The following is a 19,984-nucleotide window of genomic DNA, read 5'->3' as shown; positions in this document are numbered from 1 at the left end:
TCGCTGCTACTAAAAAAAGATGCTATCCCTTAGTTATCGGCGCAAACTTAGCCAATAAACGTTTAATTCCGATTGGTTTTGGGAAGGCAATATCCAATTCAATTCCTTCTCCTTCGCCCTTCACACTAACAACGGTACCCGTACCCCATTTGCCATGCACCGCTTTGTCGCCAACCTTCCAGCCTAATTCATCCCCGCCTGTTACATTCATGGCTGGACGAATCACTGGCTTTCTAGGCATAGGCCTTCCCTCGGATGAAGATCCAAACGCTGTGCCTCCAAAAGGCGAAGCTGATCTTTTTACCGGCTGAAGTCCATCTAGCAAATCCTCAGGTATTTCTCTAATAAAGCGAGATGGCGGGTTCATATTCGTACGGCCAAATAATGTTCTCAATTGGGCATTGGTCAAAAATAACTCTTGCTCAGCCCTTGTTATTCCAACGTACGCCAGCCTGCGTTCTTCCTCCATTTCTGCCTCTTCCATTAGTGATCGGCTGTGAGGGAAAACCCCTTCCTCCAGACCAATTAAAAAGACAGTAGGGAACTCAAGACCTTTTGACGAGTGAAGAGTCATTAAAACAACAGCATCCGCCTTTTCTCCATCTTCATCTAGCTTATCAATATCAGCAACTAACGCCAAATCCGTTAGAAAGGCAACTAAGCTTTTATCTTCGCTTGCCTCTTCAAAGCTTTTCGTTACAGATAGAAATTCATCCAGGTTTTCAATCCGGCTTTGGGCTTCTAGTGATTTTTCAGCTATCAGCATCTCCCGATAACCTGATTTCTCCAGCAATTCTTCTACTAATTCCGTAACAGAAAGGTATTCCTGCATTTGCGTATAGTTATTTATTAAATCCCTAAATTCTGCTGCCGCCTTTGTAATCTTCGGACTTAAACCGATTAGTTCAACAGATTGCAAAGCTTCAAACATCGTCATCTCGTGCAGCAATGCAAAGTTAGCAATCTTATCAATTGTTCCAGAACCTATTCCGCGTTTTGGAACATTAATAATTCTTTGCAGGCTTATATCGTCACTAGGGTTTGCGATAAGTCTTAAATAGGCAAGAATATCTTTAATTTCCTTGCGATCGTAGAACTTAATTCCTCCAACGATGGAGTATTCGATGTTTGATTTTAAAAGAACTTCCTCCATTACACGGGATTGTGCATTCGTGCGATATAAAATGGCAATATCCGATAAATTCCGATTTCCGTCTTTCGTTAGTTCTTTTATTTTGCCAACAACAAATTGTGCCTCCCCTTGCTCACTATCTGCCCGAAAATAAAAAATCTTATTTCCCTCAGGATTTTCTGTCCAAAGATTTTTCGGCTTTCGATTCATATTTCTTGAGATCACTTGGTTGGCTGCAAGAAGAATTCTTTTCGTGGATCGGTAATTTTGCTCAAGGAGAATCACTTTAGCATTTGGATAATCTTTTTCAAAGGAAAGGATATTGGCTATATCAGCCCCGCGCCAGCGGTAAATAGACTGGTCCGAGTCACCTACAACACATAGATTTCTAAACCTTGCTGCTAAAAGCTTTACGAGCATATATTGAGCTCGGTTTGGTTGCGATAGGTAAGAGTTTGAAGTCATCTCCGTCTTTTCCCCCGCTTAGCACCGTACGTGAGACTTTCACCTCATACGGCGCCCCATCAACTACTAGCTCGTCACATTTTCAATTACACAGTTCCCAACACGTTTTCGAAGGTCGTTAACTTTACTCAGTTTTTCCTCATAAAGATTTAGTATTGATAGATACTTCTTAATGGTTTTGTGATTGACTGCATGTATTAATTTGTGAACATCTTTTGTGATGAACAACAAATTTTGAAAAGAGTCTGTTCCACCTTTTGATTTTGGTTTCTTATGATGAAGTTCCATATCGCCAATCTCTAATTCATTACCTGTTATTCCACATTTCCCATGTTGTGCGATGTACTTCGATAAGCGATTATCATTGTACTCCATACTCTCAGACTTAATTGGATTTTCCATAAGGTAGTGAACCATAAAGGATGGTACGGCTTCTTGATTATTATGAATCAAGGCTCTTCCTTCTGCAGTATAACTGTTTTTTTCTTGAGTGAAGTTGATTGGTTTCTTATGTTTAACTCCATCTATTGGAAACAGAGCTAATCCACAAGCAAAGATTTTCTTCTTACCAAGATAATCTTTATAAGCAATCTGGTAGTATTTCGTTATTACACCATTTTTGCTTCTGACCTTTTTTAATTTGTTGTACAGGATTCGTTTGACTGAGTAAGCAATTTCACTGAAATCTTTAACCGCTTCGGTAGCCTGTCGATAGTAGTTGTGAGAGCCAAGTATTGTAGAGTTAAACTTTGTAACCTCGGCTCTTTTTTGATGCCTGCGGATACTCTCTAACTTGGTCTTAATTTTATCAACTGTTTTTCGTTTGGCTTTATCCGACATATGCGATTTTACAACACGCTTTTTCCCTTTTGGAATTACCTTGAATTTGAACCCAAGGAACTCAGAATAGTTTTTCCGAAGGTTTACTACTTTCGATTTTTCGTGACTAATTTCTAAACCTAATCTTTCTTTTAGCCATTTCTTTACTGCTTCAAATACTGTAAAGGCGATTTGATGATCCCGACAAAATATCTTGAAGTCGTCTGCGTATCGAACGATAAACATTTCTTTTAGATCGGAATGATCTCTTAAACTTCGATATTTTGCTGATTGGTCAACCCTCATTTTTCCGCTAATTATACGTTGTCTTGTGTAATTTCTTTTCGTTACAAACGTTTCCCATTGATTGCTAATCCACCAATCAAATTCATTTAAAACTACGTTTGAAAGAAGTGGTGATATAATTCCACCCTGCGGAGTCCCTTTTGTCGGTTTTCCAAATCCTTTTATTTCAGCTTTGAGCAGTTTACTAATTATCGAAAGTATTCGTTTATCCCTTATCCCTAATGACCAGAGTTGTTTAAGCAGTTTCCCGTGGTCAACGTTATCAAAGAAGCCTTTAATATCAACATCTACAACATAATGTAGTTTGTTTTTATTAGCTAGTGTGACCGCTCTTGAAAATGCGTGCAGTGTTCCGCGATTAGGGCGGAAACCGTAACTATGTTTGTGAAACTTAGCTTCGCATATAGGCTCTAGCACCTGTTTAAGACACTGCTGTATAAGTCTATCTTCGATTGTTGGTATTCCGAGCGGTCTAACTCCACCATTAGGTTTAGGAATTTCCTTACGTCTAACCTTATGAGGTTTATAATCCTCAAGTCTATTTTTAACATACTTTACAAGTGTTTCAGAACTTCTAAGACCTACTTCGAAAATGGTATTTTTGTTTACTCCTGCCGTTTTGCTGCCTAGATTTTTCTTGATGTTTCGAAAAGCAAGTTTAATATTGGCCGGATGTACTACCATTTCATATAGGTTGTTAAAGATTTTCCCTTCAGTGCTTTTCTTGTAAAGAGAATCAAAAATATCTTGCGTGTTGTAATACTCATTATTCCTCAGCTTTTGCCGTTTCAACTTCTTCGGTTTCATTTTGGTATCAGTCAATTACTCACCTCATTTACAAATCCTAGCGATTTGTAAATTTCAGCTTTCACTTCTCTTAGTCATACTCGAACCTGATTTCTGTGTGTTAAATGTCCGTCTTCTATTAGTTGACTAGTGGCTATCCCTCCACTGCTTGTTATCACAGCTTCACCGGTACTGTGCCACTACCTTCACCGATATAAAGTTAGTTATACAATTAATGCTTTCCTAACACCGCTTCATAGAGTGCAAACTCTCCACGTTATCGGCTTACCACGTTCCAAGAATCCTATCTATTCATATACCCTTAGATGATTCCTCTAGCCCTGTTAGCTGGATGGTGCCTTTAACACCATAAGGTATTTCATAAAGACAAATCTTACTTTACCCCACTAACCCGCGCGTGGCGGACTATCCTTTCGAATAGTTATACCTCTAGAGCCGTACATTCGGAATTTCGTCAATAGATGGTTGTTACATCTAATTTCTCATCATAGGTATTTTGTAGAACCCCGGTCTATTAGCCATACCCCCTGCCTCCAGAGAGCTTTCCTCGACTTTCACGTTAGGATGACCTTCAACCGACTTCACCGAGCTTATAACCCTCAGACGTTTTGCACCGCCCGAACGCTATTCGGAGGATTAGGCGAGCCTTTCAGGGCGTTACCCCATCATTCGACTCATCAGATTCTTAGTTCTCCTAGAAATTATTCTAGTGGCTAACCTTTTCAGTTAGCAACGTGTCGCACTATCCTGATACTCATCGACATGTATGTACTGGAATTTTCGTTGGTAATATTCCAGAACATCCGGTACACGCTGGAAAAGCTGAATGGTTATCATAATGAGATCATCGAAATCTAGTGCTTGGTTTCTTCTGAGTCTCTTTTGATATTCTGAATAAACATCACTTACAACCTGCTGATAATAGTCGCCAGTTGTTTTTGAAAATTCCTCGGGTGTTGTTAGTTCATTCTTTGCCGAGCTAATGGAACCAAGGATGGCACGCGGATCAAATTTCTTCGGATCGAGGTTTTTATCCTTTAAAATCCCTTTAATAACGGACTGCTGATCGGTTGTATCCAGAATGGTAAAATTCCGGTTATACCCAATGCGGTCAATATCTCTTCTTAATATCCGCACACACATCGAGTGAAAGGTCGAGATCCAAATCTCATCAGCCGCTCCGCCCATCATTTTCTGAATCCTCTCACGCATCTCTCGTGCGGCTTTATTCGTGAAGGTAATAGCCAAAATATTATAAGGATTTACTCCCTTTTCTACCATTAAATAGCCAATGCGGTGTGTTAACACTCTTGTCTTGCCACTGCCGGCACCTGCCATAATTAATAGGGGCCCATCTGTTGCCTTTACGGCATTTTGCTGTTCAGGATTTAACCCCTTTAAAAGCTTATCTGTTAAAAAATTCATTTCTTTACTCACCGCCAAACGTATGTTCTATTTCTAATATTAACTCATTATCTTATGCCATTCAACTGTTAACGTACAGCTTTAACTGTATCCAAAGCAGCATGAATATCCGTATAAATAACATTTCCAACTACTATTACATTTGCAAAAGTACTCATCTCAAGAGCCTGCTCAGCTGTTTCTATTCCACCGCCATAGAACAAGGTTGTATTTTCAAGAGTTTTCCTAACCTCTGACAGCAGCTTGGGATCTCCATATTTCCCGCTATATTCTAGGTAAAAGATAGGGAGATGGAACATTTTTTCTGCCATAATGGCATAAGCCTTAACATCTTCATTAGTTAAACCGGTATTTGCATTTGTCAGCTTTGCTGCTTTGCATTCCTCATTAAGAATACAATAACCTTGCACGAATATTTCATCCCAGTTCATAATTTCTCCATACTCTTTCACGGCTTCATGGTGAAGTCCCGAAATCCACTTTGTCTCATTGCTGTTCAAAACCGTTGGAATAAAATATAAATCAAATCCAGGTGTAATCGCTTCAATAGAGGATACCTCCAGCGCACACGGAACCGTATATCGGCGAATACGAGCCATTAGGTCCAATACCTTATCTAATGTGATTCCATCCGTTCCACCTACAATAAGTGCATCGGTACCTGACTCGCAAATCTTTTCTAAATCCTCGTCAGAAATATATTTATCTGGATCGAGCTTAAACACATGGCGCCACTCGCGAACATCATACATCCATACTTTCCCCCATTCTATCATTCCATTTCAACATTATATCATTAGTGAAATAAATCAAAAAGTAAAGCGCGAAACAACAAAAATCCAAAAATGTTTACGCTTCCCAATAATTTTAAAAAACAATAAAAGCTTAAAGGACACTAAATGGAGGAAATCACCAATGTCTGTCCTTTAACTTAGTTTTAAAGGACACAGAATGGGTGAAAACACCAAAGTATGTCCTTTAACTTGGTTTTAAAGGACACAGAATGAGTGAAAACACCAAAGTATGTCCTTTAACTTAGTTTTAAAGGACACAGAATGAGTGAAAACACCAAAGTATGTCCTTTAACTTGGTTTTAAAGGACACAGAATGAGTGAAAACACCAATGTCTGTCCTTTAACTTGGTTTTAAAGGACACAGATTGGAGGAAGCCACCAAGGTATGTCCTTTAACTTAGTTTTAAAGGACACTAAATGTCGGGGACCTGCACAATAAAATCCTAAACCCCAAAAAGCCGCAGGGATCAAAACCCGCGGCTTTTCATGTATGGAATATATTATTATTTAATAGATTCGTCTTCCTTAATTCGCTCTAAAGCCATCTCATAAGCATCATTTCCATAATTGAGGCAGCGTTTGACACGAGATATGGTTGCGGTACTGGCACCTGTTTCGGTCTCGATCTTATGATATGTTTTTCCTTCTGTAAGCATACGGGCAACTTCAAGACGCTGGGCTAAAGATTGAATCTCATTAACCGTGCATAGATCATCAAAAAAACGATAGCATTCTTCTAAATCTTTTAATGATAAAATCGATTTAAATAACTGATCCAGCTCTTTTCCTCTTAATTTATCAATTTGCATATGCTCATACCCCTTTAAATATATAATCTATTCCTTTACATCAAAAGAAACAGTTTGCTCCAAGCCTGGGTTGGAAGGAATAACATTAATCCATGTTTTCCCTGGGACAAGCCCGACCATTTGTCCATTCAGCATTGGCAGGATTTTCCCATCAATACTTTGCCACTCAACCTCTTTCCATTGTCCTTTCTGCAGCAAGTACCCTCTACCTCCAGATATAAGGTTGATAGATCTCCGACCGGCAGAATCAATGACCTTGTGCTCTGTTTCTACGATGAAAATATTATCTATAAGCACCGGTTCGCCAGTTTGTTGATCTTCGGTTAATTCACCATTAGAATACCGCTTATACTTTTCAAGAGTTTCATCATATTCATAGATTGAATTAAAGAGCTTGCTGTTAAAATAAGAAACCATAGCTGATTTGGCTTCTTCTCCGTTTAACGCTTCTATCTCTTGTTTATCAAGAAAAGTAAGCGCTGCAGGAGCTTTTTCCATGTCATAATTTCTTAATTCAGCACCCTTTAAGAAATTCTCAAAGGAAGAATAAGAGTTATGCGGAGCTTTTCGGTCAGTGGAACGATAGAAAAGCGTCCCATCATAGTTCATTCCGTTTAAGTTATCGACATATCCTCTATCAATCAACGTTTTCGCATCTGGGCTATATCCATGAGCAACATATAGACTATCATAGCCTTTTGCCAATTCAATATAATAATCTCTTGCACTTCTTATAGGTCCAATTTCCTCTGGCTGTTCGCTTTGAAAAATTGCAAGAAATCTCGTAACATCCCCTTCTGCAAGCAGTTCATAGACTATGTCAGCCTGACCAAGACCTGATTGAGGACGAGCTTGAGGGTGGTTATTGATCATGACCGCTATTGCTCTCATTTCCACCTGTTCTCGAGACCCAATACCTGTTAATGGAAATTGGTAAGGAAAATCCTCCTCCTCGGTGACTTGCTCTTTCTCCCCTGCCGTTTCTACACTATCATTTTCTTCGTTCTTTACGATCGTTTTATCATTTTTACTGCATCCTGAAACTATCAGCATTACTACTGCAAAAGCAGCCAACCATTGTTTTGACATGAAGACACCCCTGTAAGATTTAAAAAGATTTTTGCCTCGATCATTTTTTACGAAGTGAGTTAGGATATTTCAATATACTTTGGTACTCTGGTTCTGTTAGTCTAGATGCAGATTACAATATATAATTAACTACTATTCCGCTTTTACATTTTAACGCATTATCGTTGGAAAGAGTACTGTTTTGTTAATTACATCAAATATTCCTTGTTGTGTTACCCTAATATATGGCAAATGGGTTGAAGAAAAGAAAAGAAGAGAATAAATAGGATCTTCGTGCTTATAGCCCTTTTCACTTAAATAACTGCGGAGCTGATTCTCTTTTTCAATAATACTTTCAACCCTTTCACTGGACATAACGCCCATAATATTTAAGGGAATCTCTTGAACAATTTGTCCCTGTTCCGAAACTGTAATCCCCCCGCCGATCTCTTTCATTCGATCAAAGGCGTTGATCATATCCTGCTTACTTTTTCCAATCAGGATAAAGTCTCCTGTATTGGAAAATGAACTGGCAAACCCATCTAAATTAGTTGCAAACCCTTTTATCAGTGTGTTAATTCTCCATTTCCCATGTTTATCAACTAGCATGAAAAAACATTCATCATGAGAAGAGGATAACTCATCAGCCGAAATATCGATAGAGATGGAGTATGGCTTCATAATGACTGTATTCTCCATATTGATTCCAAACGGCATGGAATATTGTAAATCATCGGAATCAAGATTCCAATCTATTTGTAAAGGCTTATAGCCTTTATCTTCCCAATCTATTGACTCATAAGCATCCAACGGCTCCCCATTCTTCTTGACCCACTTTCCTTTTGCCAAAACAGAAACAGGAGTGGGGTTTGTCTCTTCTGTGAGGAAATTAATATTGGCGATTCTCCCAGTTGCGATGTTCCCATGCAAATGTTCAATATTGTAGTGACGTGCAATATTTATCGTTCCCATATTATAGGCGTCCATGATCGGGACTCCCTTTTCAATAGCTATTCGTATCATCTGATCAATGATGCCCTGTTCGTAAAAAGCAGGAGAGGATCCATCCGTTGTAAATATTATTTGATCATAATGATTGATGCCTAGCTCATGCATTTCATCCAATAATACAGGTAAATCTGGGCGGATCGATGAATATCTGAGAGAAACTGTATAGCCTTGCATTAAACGATTGTAAACATCTTTTCCTGTCATCGCTTCATGATCACAATCGGTTCCAAGCAGCATAAGCTTTGCCAACGTCTTCTCTGATGCCCCAGGGAAGTGTCCTTCAATTTTCTTTCCTTTCCTCTTCGTTTCCTGTATCCAATGAAGAATTAAATCATCACCGTCTAATAGCTTCGGCCAGCCAGTCAATTCCCCGCCTTGCAAAACAGCATCATGTTCAAGCCATGATTTAATATTGGTATGTGAGAATATCGTTTCTTCATTTTGTATTTCTGTTTGTGCATCAAATCTGCACCACCAATACATCGATGTCGGCAAATGATTCATATCCTCAATAAAGGAAAACGCCTTACTTTTATCTAATTGCAAAGCGAGAACCATATTGTCATTAATCAAGGTTGTTGTCCCGAATTGAGATGCATAGCTGGCAAATGAATGGGGATTATATAATTGAAACGGATGGGAATGGGGTTCAATGTATCCTGGAACGAGTATTAAACCTTCACAATCCATGATTTCGCATTCGTCTAATTTCTCGGGAAGCCTCTCCCCCACATAGACGATGCGATCATTATAAATCCAAATGTTTGCTGTCATCCATTTACGGAATGCCTGATTTAGATATCGTGCATTTTTAAGTAGTATTGTCGGTGACAATTTTCCATCTAATACTGAAACATGGTCACGCAAATGCTTGTTTTTCCAACGAAATCTCTGTTCCAGCACTTTGCTCCCCTCCCCTGTTTTACTATTTGTTAAAAACCGTCACTTTTGTATGGGTTATAAATTTTTATTGGTAAAAAAAGAAAAAGAAAGCCCTTTCATTTCTACTATCTTAACATATTTCGCAATTTAACGCACTAAAGAATTGCTTAGCTTTTTAAAAAATTTAAAGAAGGTGAAGGTTGTTGAACTTCAAACCTAATATTGGAATCGTGAATGCATTAATCCGAATTACTATCGGACTTACTGTTTTATCCTGCGCCTCCGCAAAGCTTGTCAAAAGACCTTGGCGCCAATCTAATTTAATTTGGGTTGTGCTCGGAGCAATGAAGGTGGCGGAAGGAATTGTAAGATATTGTCCTGTTACAGACCTTTATCGATGCGGGCAGGAACGAATGAATGAGGATAAAGACGAAATCGGTGCTTTAAGTGAAATGATTCCGTATAACCCAACATAATGGTTTTGACTTGTTTGTTTCCACTTTTTCATGAAACTTTAATATTTCGGGAAACTAACTGCGCTTTGTTTCCACCTTTTCATGAAACTTTAATATTCCGGGAAACTTAACACGCTTTGTTTCCTCTTTTTCATGAAATCTTTATATTTTGGGAAACTTAACGCTCTTTGTTTCCACCTTTTCATGAAACTTTAAAAATTCGGGAAACTAACCGCTCTTTGATTCCGCTTAATTTCAACCCAATTATTAAAGCCCCCTAAATGGGGGCTAAAAAATAAGGAGTGCCAATTATGTTTTTAGAATATTTAACTGATATGTCCTTTGTCCTAATCATATTAATTGGAAGCATTATAGCTCTCGTCTATTCTTATATGCGCAGATCTAAGAAAAGAAGGGCGCGATAGCTTTATATCCGATATCTTTACGGTAAAAGATGCCGTCACAGTTTACCTTGCCTAATTCTGCATAAACCTGATCCTGTGCTTCTTTTAGAGTATTTGCTTTTGCAGCTGCAAGGAAAACCCGGCCGCCGTTAGTAATAAATTCCCCCGCACTATTCTTTTCTGTGCCCGCATGGAAAACTAGTACATCGCTGCTAATATCCCCTAAGCCTGATAAAATGGCACCCTTCTGATATTCCTCTGGGTATCCAACAGAAGCAGCGACTACTCCTAGCATAGCTTGTTCATCCCAATCAATGGCAGGGGCGTCTCCATTAATAACAGCTAGCATTACCTCAGCTAAATCTGATTTCATTCTTGGCAGAACGACCTGTGTTTCCGGATCACCAAAGCGGGCATTAAATTCAATCACCTTAGGGCCAGCTTCAGTGATGATGAGACCTGCATATAGAACGCCGCAAAAATGCCGGCCTTCTTGAACAAGTGCTTTTGCTGTTGGTTTTACTATTGTTTCAATTGCCCTTTGTACCGTGTCTTCACTTATATGAGGCACAGGAGAATAAGCACCCATTCCACCTGTATTCGGTCCCTTGTCCCCGTCAAAGGCACGTTTATGATCTTGGGCAATCTCAAGAGGAATCACTGTTTCTCCATTAACGAAAGCCATTAGTGAAATTTCCTCTCCAGTCAAAAACTCCTCGAGGACAACAGTAGACGAAGCATCACCAAATCTTTCATTTAGAAGCATTTCTTCTAAGCTTTGTCTCGCCTCATCCATTGTTAGTGCAACGGTCACACCTTTACCTGCGGCTAAACCATCAGCCTTAATAACAATAGGAGCACCCTTTTCTTCTAAATAAGCTTTAGCTTCATTATATGTGGAGAATACCGCATAATCGGCAGTAGGAATGTTGTATTTCTTCATCAAATCCTTAGCAAATGACTTGCTGCCTTCTATGATTGCCGCTTCCTTTTTCGGACCAAATACCTTTAAGCCTTCCTCCTGGAAACGATCTGACAAACCTTCAAGCAGGGGAACTTCTGGTCCAATCACAGTTAGTCCAATTTCATGTTCTTTCGCAAATTGGACGAGTTGATCTTGTGCGTTTTCCGTAATGGCTACAAGCTCAGCAATGTCCTCCATGCCTGGGTTTCCCGGCGCAACAAATACTCTCTCTACTGACGGACTTTCAGAAAGCTTTCTGCATATAGCGTGCTCACGGCCGCCTCTTCCTATTACTAGTACGTTCATTATAAACATCCCCCACTTTTAATGTTTAAAGTGTCTAACGCCCGTGAATACCATCGTGATTCCGTACTCATCCGCTTTTTTGATTGAATCTTCGTCACGAACAGATCCGCCTGGCTGGATAATAGCTGTAATGCCAGCTTTTGCTGCCGCTTCAACTGTATCATCCATAGGGAAGAAGGCATCGGATGCCATGGCTGCTCCATTTGCTTTTTCCCCTGCTTGTTCTAAAGCAATTTTCGCTGCACCTACACGATTCATTTGGCCAGCGCCAATTCCAAGGGTCATTTCTGCGTTATTCACAACAATAGCATTGGATTTCACATGTTTAACGACCTTCCAGCCAAGCTTCAGTGCTTTCCATTCTTCCTCGGAAGGCTGTCTTTTCGTTGGAATCGTGATTTCTGCTTGATCTAGTGTGTACAGGTCAAAATCCTGAATTAATAATCCACCTTCAATAGATGTTAACTTTACTTCTTCTTTATTCTGTTTAGAGAATGGAATCGTTAAAAGGCGAAGATTCTTTTTCCCTTTTAAAATCTCTAAAGCCTCTTTTGAAAAAGAAGGAGCAATAATGATTTCTAGAAAAATTTCATATAATTTTTGTGCTGTTGCTTCGTCCACTTCTCTATTGAATGCAATAATTCCGCCAAAAATCGAAACAGGATCAGCAGCAAATGCCTTTGTAAAAGCATCGTAAACTGTTTCTCCATTTCCAATCCCACAAGGATTCATATGCTTGACAGCGACTGCCGCTGGTTCTGTAAATTCCTTTACAATTTGAAGGGCTGCATCCGCATCATTTATGTTATTATAGGATAATTCTTTTCCATGTAATTGCTGGGCATTCGCAATCGAAAACTCAGAGCCTAACGGCTTCCGGTAAAAAGATGCCTTCTGATGTGGATTTTCTCCATATCGCAATGTTTGTTTTAATTCATAAGTAACTGTTAATTTTTCAGGCGCTTCCTCATTAGCAAGCTTCGTCATATATTCTGCAATCATTGCATCATAAGCTGCTGTATGACGGAATACCTTTGCAGCTAACTTACGGCGAGTTTCCTTTTCCACCTCACCGTTTTGCTTTAATTGACTTAAAACAGTTTCATAATCGGAAGGATCGACAACAACCGTTACATACTCATGGTTTTTGGCTGAGGCGCGAAGCATAGCAGGTCCGCCGATATCAATATTTTCAATTGCATCCTCAACAGTTACGTCTGGCTTAGCAATGGTTTGCTGGAAAGGATATAAATTTACACATACGACATGAATCGGCTGAATTTGGTGCTCATCCAATTGTTTCTTATGGCTAGGCTCATCAAACTTAGCTAATAATCCTCCATGGATGAGTGGGTTTAATGTCTTGACCCGTCCTTCTAATATTTCTGGAAAACCAGTAACATCGCTGACACCTGTCACAGGAAGCCCAATCTCTTCCAAGGCAGTTTTGGTACCGCCTGTGGAAAGAATTTCAAACCCTAATTCGCTTAATGCCTTTGCGAATTCAGCGACTCCACTTTTATCAGAAACGCTAATTAATGCTCTTTTCTTCATCAAGTTTGCCCTCCAAAAAATTATGCCTTCTCTTATTCATTAATGTCCCGCTCAATCAGATGAAAGAGCTATTACAAATTGTTAGTTAGCAACTTTTGTAAAACTGCTGGATAAAGCTGATGTTCAATCCCGTGGATTTTAGCTTCAAGACTTTCCTTCGTTTCGCCTGAGCTAATTTCAACCTCTTGCTGAGCAATAATCGGGCCCGTATCCATTCCTTCATCAACGAAATGAACGGTTACACCGCTAACACTTGCTTTCGCTTCAAATGCTTGACCAATAGCATCCTTTCCTGGAAAAGCAGGCAGCAAGGAAGGATGAATATTAACGATTTTTCCCTCAAATGCCCTCAGAAGAGTTTGTCCAATTAGTCTCATATAGCCAGCCAAAATAATATATTCAACATTTAAAGCTTCAAGTTTTTGCAAAATCACTTTTTCATAGGCTTCTTTATTTGGGTACTCTTTAGCTGTAAAAATAAACTGAGGAATATTCCCTTTTTCAGCCCGTTTAATGCAAAATGCATCGGGCTTATCACATACAAGCAATTGAATATCAGCTTGAAGCTCACCTTTATGAACTGCATTAATTATGGCTTGGAAGTTCGTACCGCTGCCTGAAGCAAATACTGCAATCTTTTTCATTATAAAATCTCAATTCCTTCTTTATCAGTTACTGTTCCGATCAGATAAGCCTTTTCGCCGTTCTCATTAAAATGGGAGATCACATCATGTGCAATTTCTTGGTCTACTGCTAAGACCATTCCTGTTCCCATATTAAAAATATTGTACATTTCTTTACGGTCTAATTCGCCAATCTTCTCCATTAACTTAAAGACAGCAGGTAGTTCCCAATTGCTTTCTTTTAATTGTGCACCTAAGCCTTCAGGAAGCATGCGCGGAATGTTTTCGATAAAACCGCCGCCAGTAATATGAGCCATCCCTTTAATCTTGAATTTATTTAATGCAGAAAGGATCGGCTTTACGTAAATTTTCGTCGGACGTAGAAGCTCTTCACCTAATGTGCAGCCTAATTCATCAACATGGTCCGTTAACGACATGTTTGCTTGATCAAAAAATAATTTTCTAACTAAAGAATATCCATTACTGTGGATTCCGCTTGAAGCAAGACCGATTAGTGCATCTCCAGCTTTAATATCTTTGCCACTGATAATGTTTGACTTTTCACATGCACCGACAGCAAATCCGGCAAGATCATACTCTTCTTCCGTATACATGCCCGGCATTTCAGCTGTTTCGCCTCCAACTAGTGCACAACCTGCTTGTTCACACCCATCTGCGATTCCTTTAACAATTGCCTCAATTTTGGATGGCTCAGCTTTTCCGCACCCAATATAGTCCAAGAAATAAATTGGCTCTGCCCCTTGGACAACGATATCGTTTACACACATAGCGACAGCGTCAATACCAATTGTATCGTGTTTATCCATCATAAATGCAAGCATTAATTTCGTTCCTACTCCGTCTGTACCCGATACAAGAACAGGCTCCTTTAAATTTAGAACCGATAAATCAAACATCCCGCCAAAACCGCCTAACCCACCGAAAACACCCGGGCGAATCGTTTTCTCTACATGTTTTTTCATACGCGATACAGCTTCATAGCCTGCTTCAATATCGACACCAGCCTGCTTATATGCATTTGCCATTATTAGTCCTCCTATTCGAAAAGCGCAAGCGCCTTGCTCACCCCCGACAAGCATAAGACGGTCCGCACGGAAAGGTGTTCTTTACCTTTCTGGGTGGAACGGCTTATGACCTCGAGGGGGTAGGCGCTGGAGCTAGACATTTCTCAAAAACGAAAGTTTATTCTTTAATCAGTTCAAAACAAAAGCGACATCTTTCAATGCCGCTTTATCAAATTCATCTCAAATTATGTCCTGGATTATTCATCAAAATCTTTAAAAATTCTATGCTCACTGAAAGCTTAACTAGTTTCGCAAACAAACCCTAGTTTCGCAAACAAACCCTTAAGTTTCGCAAACAAACCCTTAAGTTCCGCAAACAAACTCCTTAGTTCAGCAAACAAACCCTAGTTTCGCAAACAAACTCTAACCAACCGGAACTTTTTCTTCGCTTTTAACCGGATTGATTTCAGTTGGATAATTGCCTGTAAAGCAAGCAAGACAAAGGCCATGCGATTCACCGGATTCATTTTTATTAATCGCTTCAACCATTCCTTCTACACTTAAAAAGGTTAAAGAATCCGCACCCAGAATCTCTCTAATTTCTTCTACTGAATGATTAGCAGCAATTAATTCTCTCTTAGTGGACATATCAATCCCATAGAAGCATGGATTTTTAATGGTAGGAGAGCTAATTACTACATGCACTTCTGTTGCACCTGCTTCTCGAAGCAAATTAACAATTCTTCTGCTCGTTGTTCCGCGAACAATCGAGTCATCTACCATGATCACCCGTTTCCCTTCTACAACACCTCGAACAGGAGAAAGCTTCATTTTTACACCTTGCTCTCTGAGAGCTTGTGAAGGTTTAATAAATGTCCGTCCCACATAGCGATTTTTGATGAGTCCCATTTCATATGGAATTCCAGTTGCTTCTGCATATCCAATCGCGACAGAAATACTAGAGTCTGGAACACCTGTAACCACATCTGCTTCAATCGGAACTTCAAGTGCCAATTGCTTCCCAAGTCTTTTCCGAGCAGAATGAACATTGATCCCGTTAATATTACTATCCGGCCGTGAAAAATAAATGTATTCCATCGCACACATGGCTGTTTGTGATGCCACTGAAAATATTTCCGAATGGAGCCCTTCGTCACTAATAACAAGCAGTTCTCCAGGCTGAATATCGCGTTCAAATTTTGCTCCGATAATATCAAAGGCACATGTTTCAGATGCTACGACATATGCGTCTCCCAGCTTTCCGAGTGCAAGAGGCTTCATGCCGTTCGGATCGAGAGCCACAATTAATTCTGTTTCAGTCATGACTAGGAAAGCGTAGGCCCCTTTTAACATCGATAAAGCATTTTTCACCCGATCTTTTAAAGAAGTAAATCCGCCTCTTCTAATAAGGTGAGCTAAGATTTCCGTATCCGAACTCGTTTGAAAAATACTTCCTTGGTTTTCAAGCTGATTCCTTAATGCTTTAGCGTTGATTAAACTTCCGTTATGACAAAGAGCCATGCTGCTGCTGCTTTGTGAATGGAATAGGAGGGGCTGGATATTTTCATATCCGCTTCCTCCGTTAGTTGAATACCTTACATGGCCAATGGCTGAGCTGCCTGCTAATTCTTTCATCGATTCAGCTGTAAATACCTCATTCACAAGCCCTTCGCCTTTTACGCCTCTTAGCTTGGACCCATCCGTTACAACAATTCCAGTTCCCTCTTGACCCCGATGCTGTAAGCTATGAAGGCCATAATACGTTATTTGTGATGCATCTGTATGACCCCATACACCGAAAATTCCACATTCTTCTTGTAGACCTTCTAGTTCAGCAGGCATGGAATAGCCCCTTTCCAGGCTTGTCGAAGTACATCAACTTGCTCGGTAAGCACAGTTTCCTTTTCTTCTGAATTAATTTGAAGAACTCCTGTATCTGTAACCTCACCAAGTAGTTTTGCATCAACCAAGCCTTCAAATTCTTTTTGGTTTTCTTTTTTAACCGAAAGTAAGAAACGAGATTGAGATTCACTGAATAAGGCAGACACAATATTTCCTGAAATCTCAATATTTGCACCAAGGCCTTTTGCACCCATTAAGCTTTCAGCAATGGCAACGGCCAATCCACCTTCAGACAAATCATGAGCAGAAGCTACTATTCCCGCGCGAATGGCAGTTAGTACTTGTTTCTGATACTTTTCTTCAATATCTAAATCCAGTTCAGGCGCTTTTCCAAAAATCTTTCCGTACGTTAATTTTTGCAATTCGCTTCCGCCGAATTCATCTTTCGTTTCACCTAATAAATAGATTAGATCTCCTGCTTCTTTAAAATATTGAGTTGTTGCGTGGTCAATATCTTTAAGGAGGCCGACCATGCCAATTGTAGGTGTTGGATAAATAGCTTTCCCGTCATATTGATTGGATAAGGAAACATTTCCGCCAATAACTGGAGTGTTTAATTTGCGGCATGCTTCACTAATTCCATCAGCAGATTTATCGATTTGCCAGAAAATCTCTGGGTTATCAGGGCTGCCAAAGTTTAAGTTATCCGTCACTGCTATAGGCTCTCCGCCAGAGCAAACGATATTTCTCGCTGCTTCGGAAACGGCAATTTTTCCGCCTGTTTCTGGATCAAGATATACATAGCGTCCATTACAGTCCGTTGTCATCGCTAAGCCTTTGCGTGTTCCGCGGATTCTAACAACCGCTGCATCAGAGCCAGGGGCAACAACTGTATTCGTACCAGCCATATAATCGTACTGATTATATACCCATTCCTTACTAGCAATCGTTGGTTGCTCAAGAAGCTTAACAAGCGTTTCTTTATAATCACTAACCGCAGGAATATCATTATCCATTGCTTGGAACTCACGGAAATATGCCGGCTCTTGTGATGGCTTATTATAGACTGGTGCATCCTCTGCTAATGCATCAGCAGGTAGTTCTGCTACGACTTCACCTTTGTGCAGCAGACGGAGCATTTTATCGTCTGTTACTTTTCCAATTGAAACGGCCTCAAGATCATATTTCGCAAAAAGATCGGTGATTTCTTGCTCTCTGCCAACTTTTACAACAATCAGCATTCTCTCTTGTGATTCAGAAAGCATCATTTCAAAAGCCGACATTCCAGGTTCTCTCTGAGGAACAAGGTCTAAGTTCATTTCTACTCCTGACCCTGCTTTACTTGCCATTTCAGCCGAAGAACTCGTTAAGCCAGCTGCCCCCATATCTTGAATACCAATCAGCGCATCTGATTGAACTAACTCAAGGCAAGCTTCCATTAGACGCTTCTCTAAGAACGGATCACCTGCTTGAACTGCAGAGCGTTCTTCAACTGGTTCGTCTTTTAATTCAGCTGAAGAGAAGGATGCTCCATTAATTCCATCGCGGCCTGTTGGTGCTCCGACATACATCACCGTGTTTCCAATTCCACGAGCCTGTCCTTTTTGAATATCCTTATGGTCAAGCAACCCAACAACCATTGCGTTCACTAGCGGATTTTTTTCGTAGGCTGGATCAAACTGAACTTCTCCACCAACAGTTGGCACACCAATACGGTTCCCATAGCCAGCAATACCAGCAACCGCTTCTTTGAATAGATACTTCACACGCGGCGAATCTAATTCACCAAAGCGTAAAGAATTCAGTGCGGCAATTGGTCTTGCTCCCATTGAAAAGACATCGCGAAGAATTCCTCCAACACCTGTTGCAGCACCTTCATAAGGCTCAATAGCGGATGGAGAGTTATGGCTTTCGATTTTGAAAACAACCGCTTGCTCATCGCCAATATCAACAATTCCTGCTCCTTCCCCTGGACCTTGAAGAACTCTTTCACCCGTTGTAGGGAATTTTCTTAAAATCGGTTTAGAGCTTTTATAGCTGCAGTGTTCAGACCACATGCCGGAAAATAGACCTGTCTCTGTGTAGTTTGGAAGGCGGCCGAGAATTTTCTCAATCATCGCAAATTCTTCATCCGTCAAACCCATTTCTCTATAAATTTTATCTGCTTTAATTTGTTCTGGACTTTGTTCAAGCATTAGCGACATGTGCTTCCCTCCAATTTTTCACGATCGATTGAAAAAGCTTCAAACCATCCAATCCTCCGATTATCTCCTCAACTGCTCTCTCCGCATGAGGCATAATTCCTAAAACATTCCCTTTTTCGTTCGTAATCCCAGCGATATTTTCAAGGCTTCCATTCGGGTTAGAGCCGTTATACGTAAATACAATTTGCTTATTTTCTATTAAACTTTTAAGTGTTTCTTCATCACAATAGTAATTGCCATTCCAGTGTGCAATTGGAAGTGAAAGAACTTCATTTTGTTGATATTCGGATGTGAACATCGTCTCATTATTTTCAACTTTCACCTCAACTGAACGGCAAATAAACTCTAAGCCTTCATTTTGTTTCATGGCTCCTGGAAGAATACCTGCTTCTAATAAGATTTGGAACCCGTTGCTTACGCCAATTACAGGCTTTCCTGCTTCTGCAGCTTTTTTTACTTCTTCGATAATTCGACTGTGACATGCAATGGCACCTGGACGTAGATAATCCCCAAATGACGCGCCGCCTGGAAGGATGATTCCGTCAAAACCTTCAAGGCTATCCGCCTCATGGCTAACGACCTCGACCTCTTCACCTAGAACATCTTTTACAGCATTGTACATATCAACATCATTGGAACCTGGAAAAGCAATGACCGCTAGCTTCACTGAGCAACTACCTCCTCGATTTCATAACGGTAATCTTCAACATTCAAGTTAACTAATAATTTTTCACACATTTCATTCACGATTTCATCGATATTTCGATCTGTTTTTTCTAAAGTTAACTCTACATATTTACCAATACGAACATCGGACACTTCGCCGTAATTTAGCTTGTGAAGCGAATCTTTTGCAACTGTCCCTTGAGGATCGATAACACTTTCTCTTAATGTGACGAATACTTTTACTTTGTACATACTGTTTGGCCTCCCAGTTTGGCTATCATTTTTTTATTTGCATTAGTTAAACTTCCAAAATCTGTGCAGAAAATATTTTTATTTAGCTTTTTATTTCTTTCGTATAACAGTGTTCATTTTTAAACAAATAGCACCATAGCGTGAGGATTGGTATTTTTTTCATTAATAAGA

The 19,984-nt window shown here is 39.9% G+C and carries 15 protein-coding genes and 2 pseudogenes; 2 read left to right on the top strand and 15 right to left on the bottom strand.

What is annotated here, in order from left to right; all coding sequences use genetic code 11:
- Positions 1 to 22: 22 nt before the first annotated feature.
- From RRV45_RS03135 to RRV45_RS03105, 7 genes and pseudogenes are all read right to left on the bottom strand, one after another.
- Positions 23 to 1,567 (bottom strand): annotated as a pseudogene (locus RRV45_RS03135) (3'-5' exonuclease); the annotation flags it as partial.
- A 96-nt stretch (positions 1,568 to 1,663) separates the two neighbouring features.
- Positions 1,664 to 3,529 carry a group II intron reverse transcriptase/maturase gene (ltrA, locus tag RRV45_RS03130; protein ID WP_410489355.1) on the bottom strand — a complete coding sequence of 622 codons (1,866 nt, stop codon included), beginning with the start codon at positions 3,527 to 3,529 and terminating at the stop codon, positions 1,664 to 1,666.
- A 741-nt stretch (positions 3,530 to 4,270) separates the two neighbouring features.
- A pseudogene (locus tag RRV45_RS03125) lies at positions 4,271 to 4,954 on the bottom strand (UvrD-helicase domain-containing protein); the annotation flags it as partial.
- 68 nt (positions 4,955 to 5,022) lie between these two features.
- Positions 5,023 to 5,706: a heptaprenylglyceryl phosphate synthase gene (locus RRV45_RS03120; RefSeq protein WP_315667288.1), complete on the bottom strand. Its 684-nt coding sequence runs from the start codon at positions 5,704 to 5,706 to the stop codon at positions 5,023 to 5,025.
- Positions 5,707 to 6,251: 545 nt separating this feature from the next.
- Positions 6,252 to 6,557 (bottom strand): YerC/YecD family TrpR-related protein, encoded by a 306-nt coding sequence (locus RRV45_RS03115; protein WP_315667287.1) that lies wholly within the window; start codon positions 6,555 to 6,557, stop codon positions 6,252 to 6,254.
- Between the two features lie 27 nt (positions 6,558 to 6,584).
- Positions 6,585 to 7,646: a DUF3048 domain-containing protein gene (locus RRV45_RS03110; protein ID WP_315667286.1), complete on the bottom strand. Its 1,062-nt coding sequence runs from the start codon at positions 7,644 to 7,646 to the stop codon at positions 6,585 to 6,587.
- A 150-nt stretch (positions 7,647 to 7,796) separates the two neighbouring features.
- Positions 7,797 to 9,539, bottom strand: coding sequence for an adenine deaminase C-terminal domain-containing protein (locus RRV45_RS03105; RefSeq protein ID WP_315667285.1), 1,743 nt, complete (start codon positions 9,537 to 9,539; stop codon positions 7,797 to 7,799).
- A 179-nt stretch (positions 9,540 to 9,718) separates the two neighbouring features.
- On the opposite strand from RRV45_RS03105, the gene RRV45_RS03100 reads away from it, so the two are divergent.
- Together RRV45_RS03100 and RRV45_RS22060 are read left to right on the top strand one after the other, a co-directional pair.
- Positions 9,719 to 9,994, top strand: coding sequence for a YgaP family membrane protein (locus tag RRV45_RS03100; protein ID WP_410489325.1), 276 nt, complete (start codon positions 9,719 to 9,721; stop codon positions 9,992 to 9,994).
- 290 nt (positions 9,995 to 10,284) lie between these two features.
- Positions 10,285 to 10,398, top strand: a complete 114-nt coding sequence (locus tag RRV45_RS22060) for an EYxxD motif small membrane protein (protein WP_410489324.1) — start codon at positions 10,285 to 10,287, stop codon at positions 10,396 to 10,398.
- Here the strand turns inward: RRV45_RS22060 and purD are convergent.
- From purD to purS, 8 genes are all read right to left on the bottom strand, one after another.
- Positions 10,376 to 11,647 (bottom strand): phosphoribosylamine--glycine ligase, encoded by a 1,272-nt coding sequence (gene purD, locus RRV45_RS03095; RefSeq protein WP_315667284.1) that lies wholly within the window; start codon positions 11,645 to 11,647, stop codon positions 10,376 to 10,378. The genes RRV45_RS22060 and purD overlap by 23 nt on opposite strands.
- An 18-nt stretch (positions 11,648 to 11,665) precedes the next feature.
- A complete protein-coding gene (gene purH, locus RRV45_RS03090; protein ID WP_315667283.1) occupies positions 11,666 to 13,201 on the bottom strand; it encodes a bifunctional phosphoribosylaminoimidazolecarboxamide formyltransferase/IMP cyclohydrolase in 1,536 nt (511 codons plus the stop codon).
- A gap of 71 nt (positions 13,202 to 13,272) precedes the next feature.
- Positions 13,273 to 13,845, bottom strand: coding sequence for a phosphoribosylglycinamide formyltransferase (purN, locus tag RRV45_RS03085; protein WP_315667282.1), 573 nt, complete (start codon positions 13,843 to 13,845; stop codon positions 13,273 to 13,275).
- Positions 13,845 to 14,870, bottom strand: a complete 1,026-nt coding sequence (purM, locus tag RRV45_RS03080; RefSeq protein WP_315667281.1) for a phosphoribosylformylglycinamidine cyclo-ligase — start codon at positions 14,868 to 14,870, stop codon at positions 13,845 to 13,847. Before purM ends, purN begins: the two co-directional genes overlap by 1 nt.
- Positions 14,871 to 15,272: 402 nt before the next feature.
- The gene (gene purF / locus RRV45_RS03075; RefSeq protein WP_315667280.1) at positions 15,273 to 16,691 is read right to left on the bottom strand and encodes an amidophosphoribosyltransferase; all 1,419 of its coding nucleotides are present in this window, start codon (positions 16,689 to 16,691) and stop codon (positions 15,273 to 15,275) included.
- On the bottom strand, positions 16,676 to 18,895 hold the full coding sequence (gene purL / locus RRV45_RS03070; protein WP_315667279.1) for a phosphoribosylformylglycinamidine synthase subunit PurL: 2,220 nt from the start codon (positions 18,893 to 18,895) through the stop codon (positions 16,676 to 16,678). The genes purF and purL overlap by 16 nt, the downstream gene beginning before the upstream one ends.
- A complete protein-coding gene (gene purQ / locus RRV45_RS03065) occupies positions 18,879 to 19,562 on the bottom strand; it encodes a phosphoribosylformylglycinamidine synthase subunit PurQ (RefSeq protein WP_315667278.1) in 684 nt (227 codons plus the stop codon). Before purQ ends, purL begins: the two co-directional genes overlap by 17 nt.
- Complete coding sequence (gene purS / locus RRV45_RS03060; protein ID WP_315667277.1) at positions 19,559 to 19,813, bottom strand: phosphoribosylformylglycinamidine synthase subunit PurS; 255 nt, start codon at positions 19,811 to 19,813, stop codon at positions 19,559 to 19,561. Before purS ends, purQ begins: the two co-directional genes overlap by 4 nt.
- Positions 19,814 to 19,984: the final 171 nt, after the last annotated feature.

The sequence above is a fragment of the Bacillus sp. DTU_2020_1000418_1_SI_GHA_SEK_038 genome (assembly GCF_032341175.1).
In the GTDB taxonomy this organism is placed as follows: domain Bacteria; phylum Bacillota; class Bacilli; order Bacillales; family Cytobacillaceae; genus Cytobacillus.
This window is presented reverse-complemented; position numbering and strand designations above follow the sequence as displayed.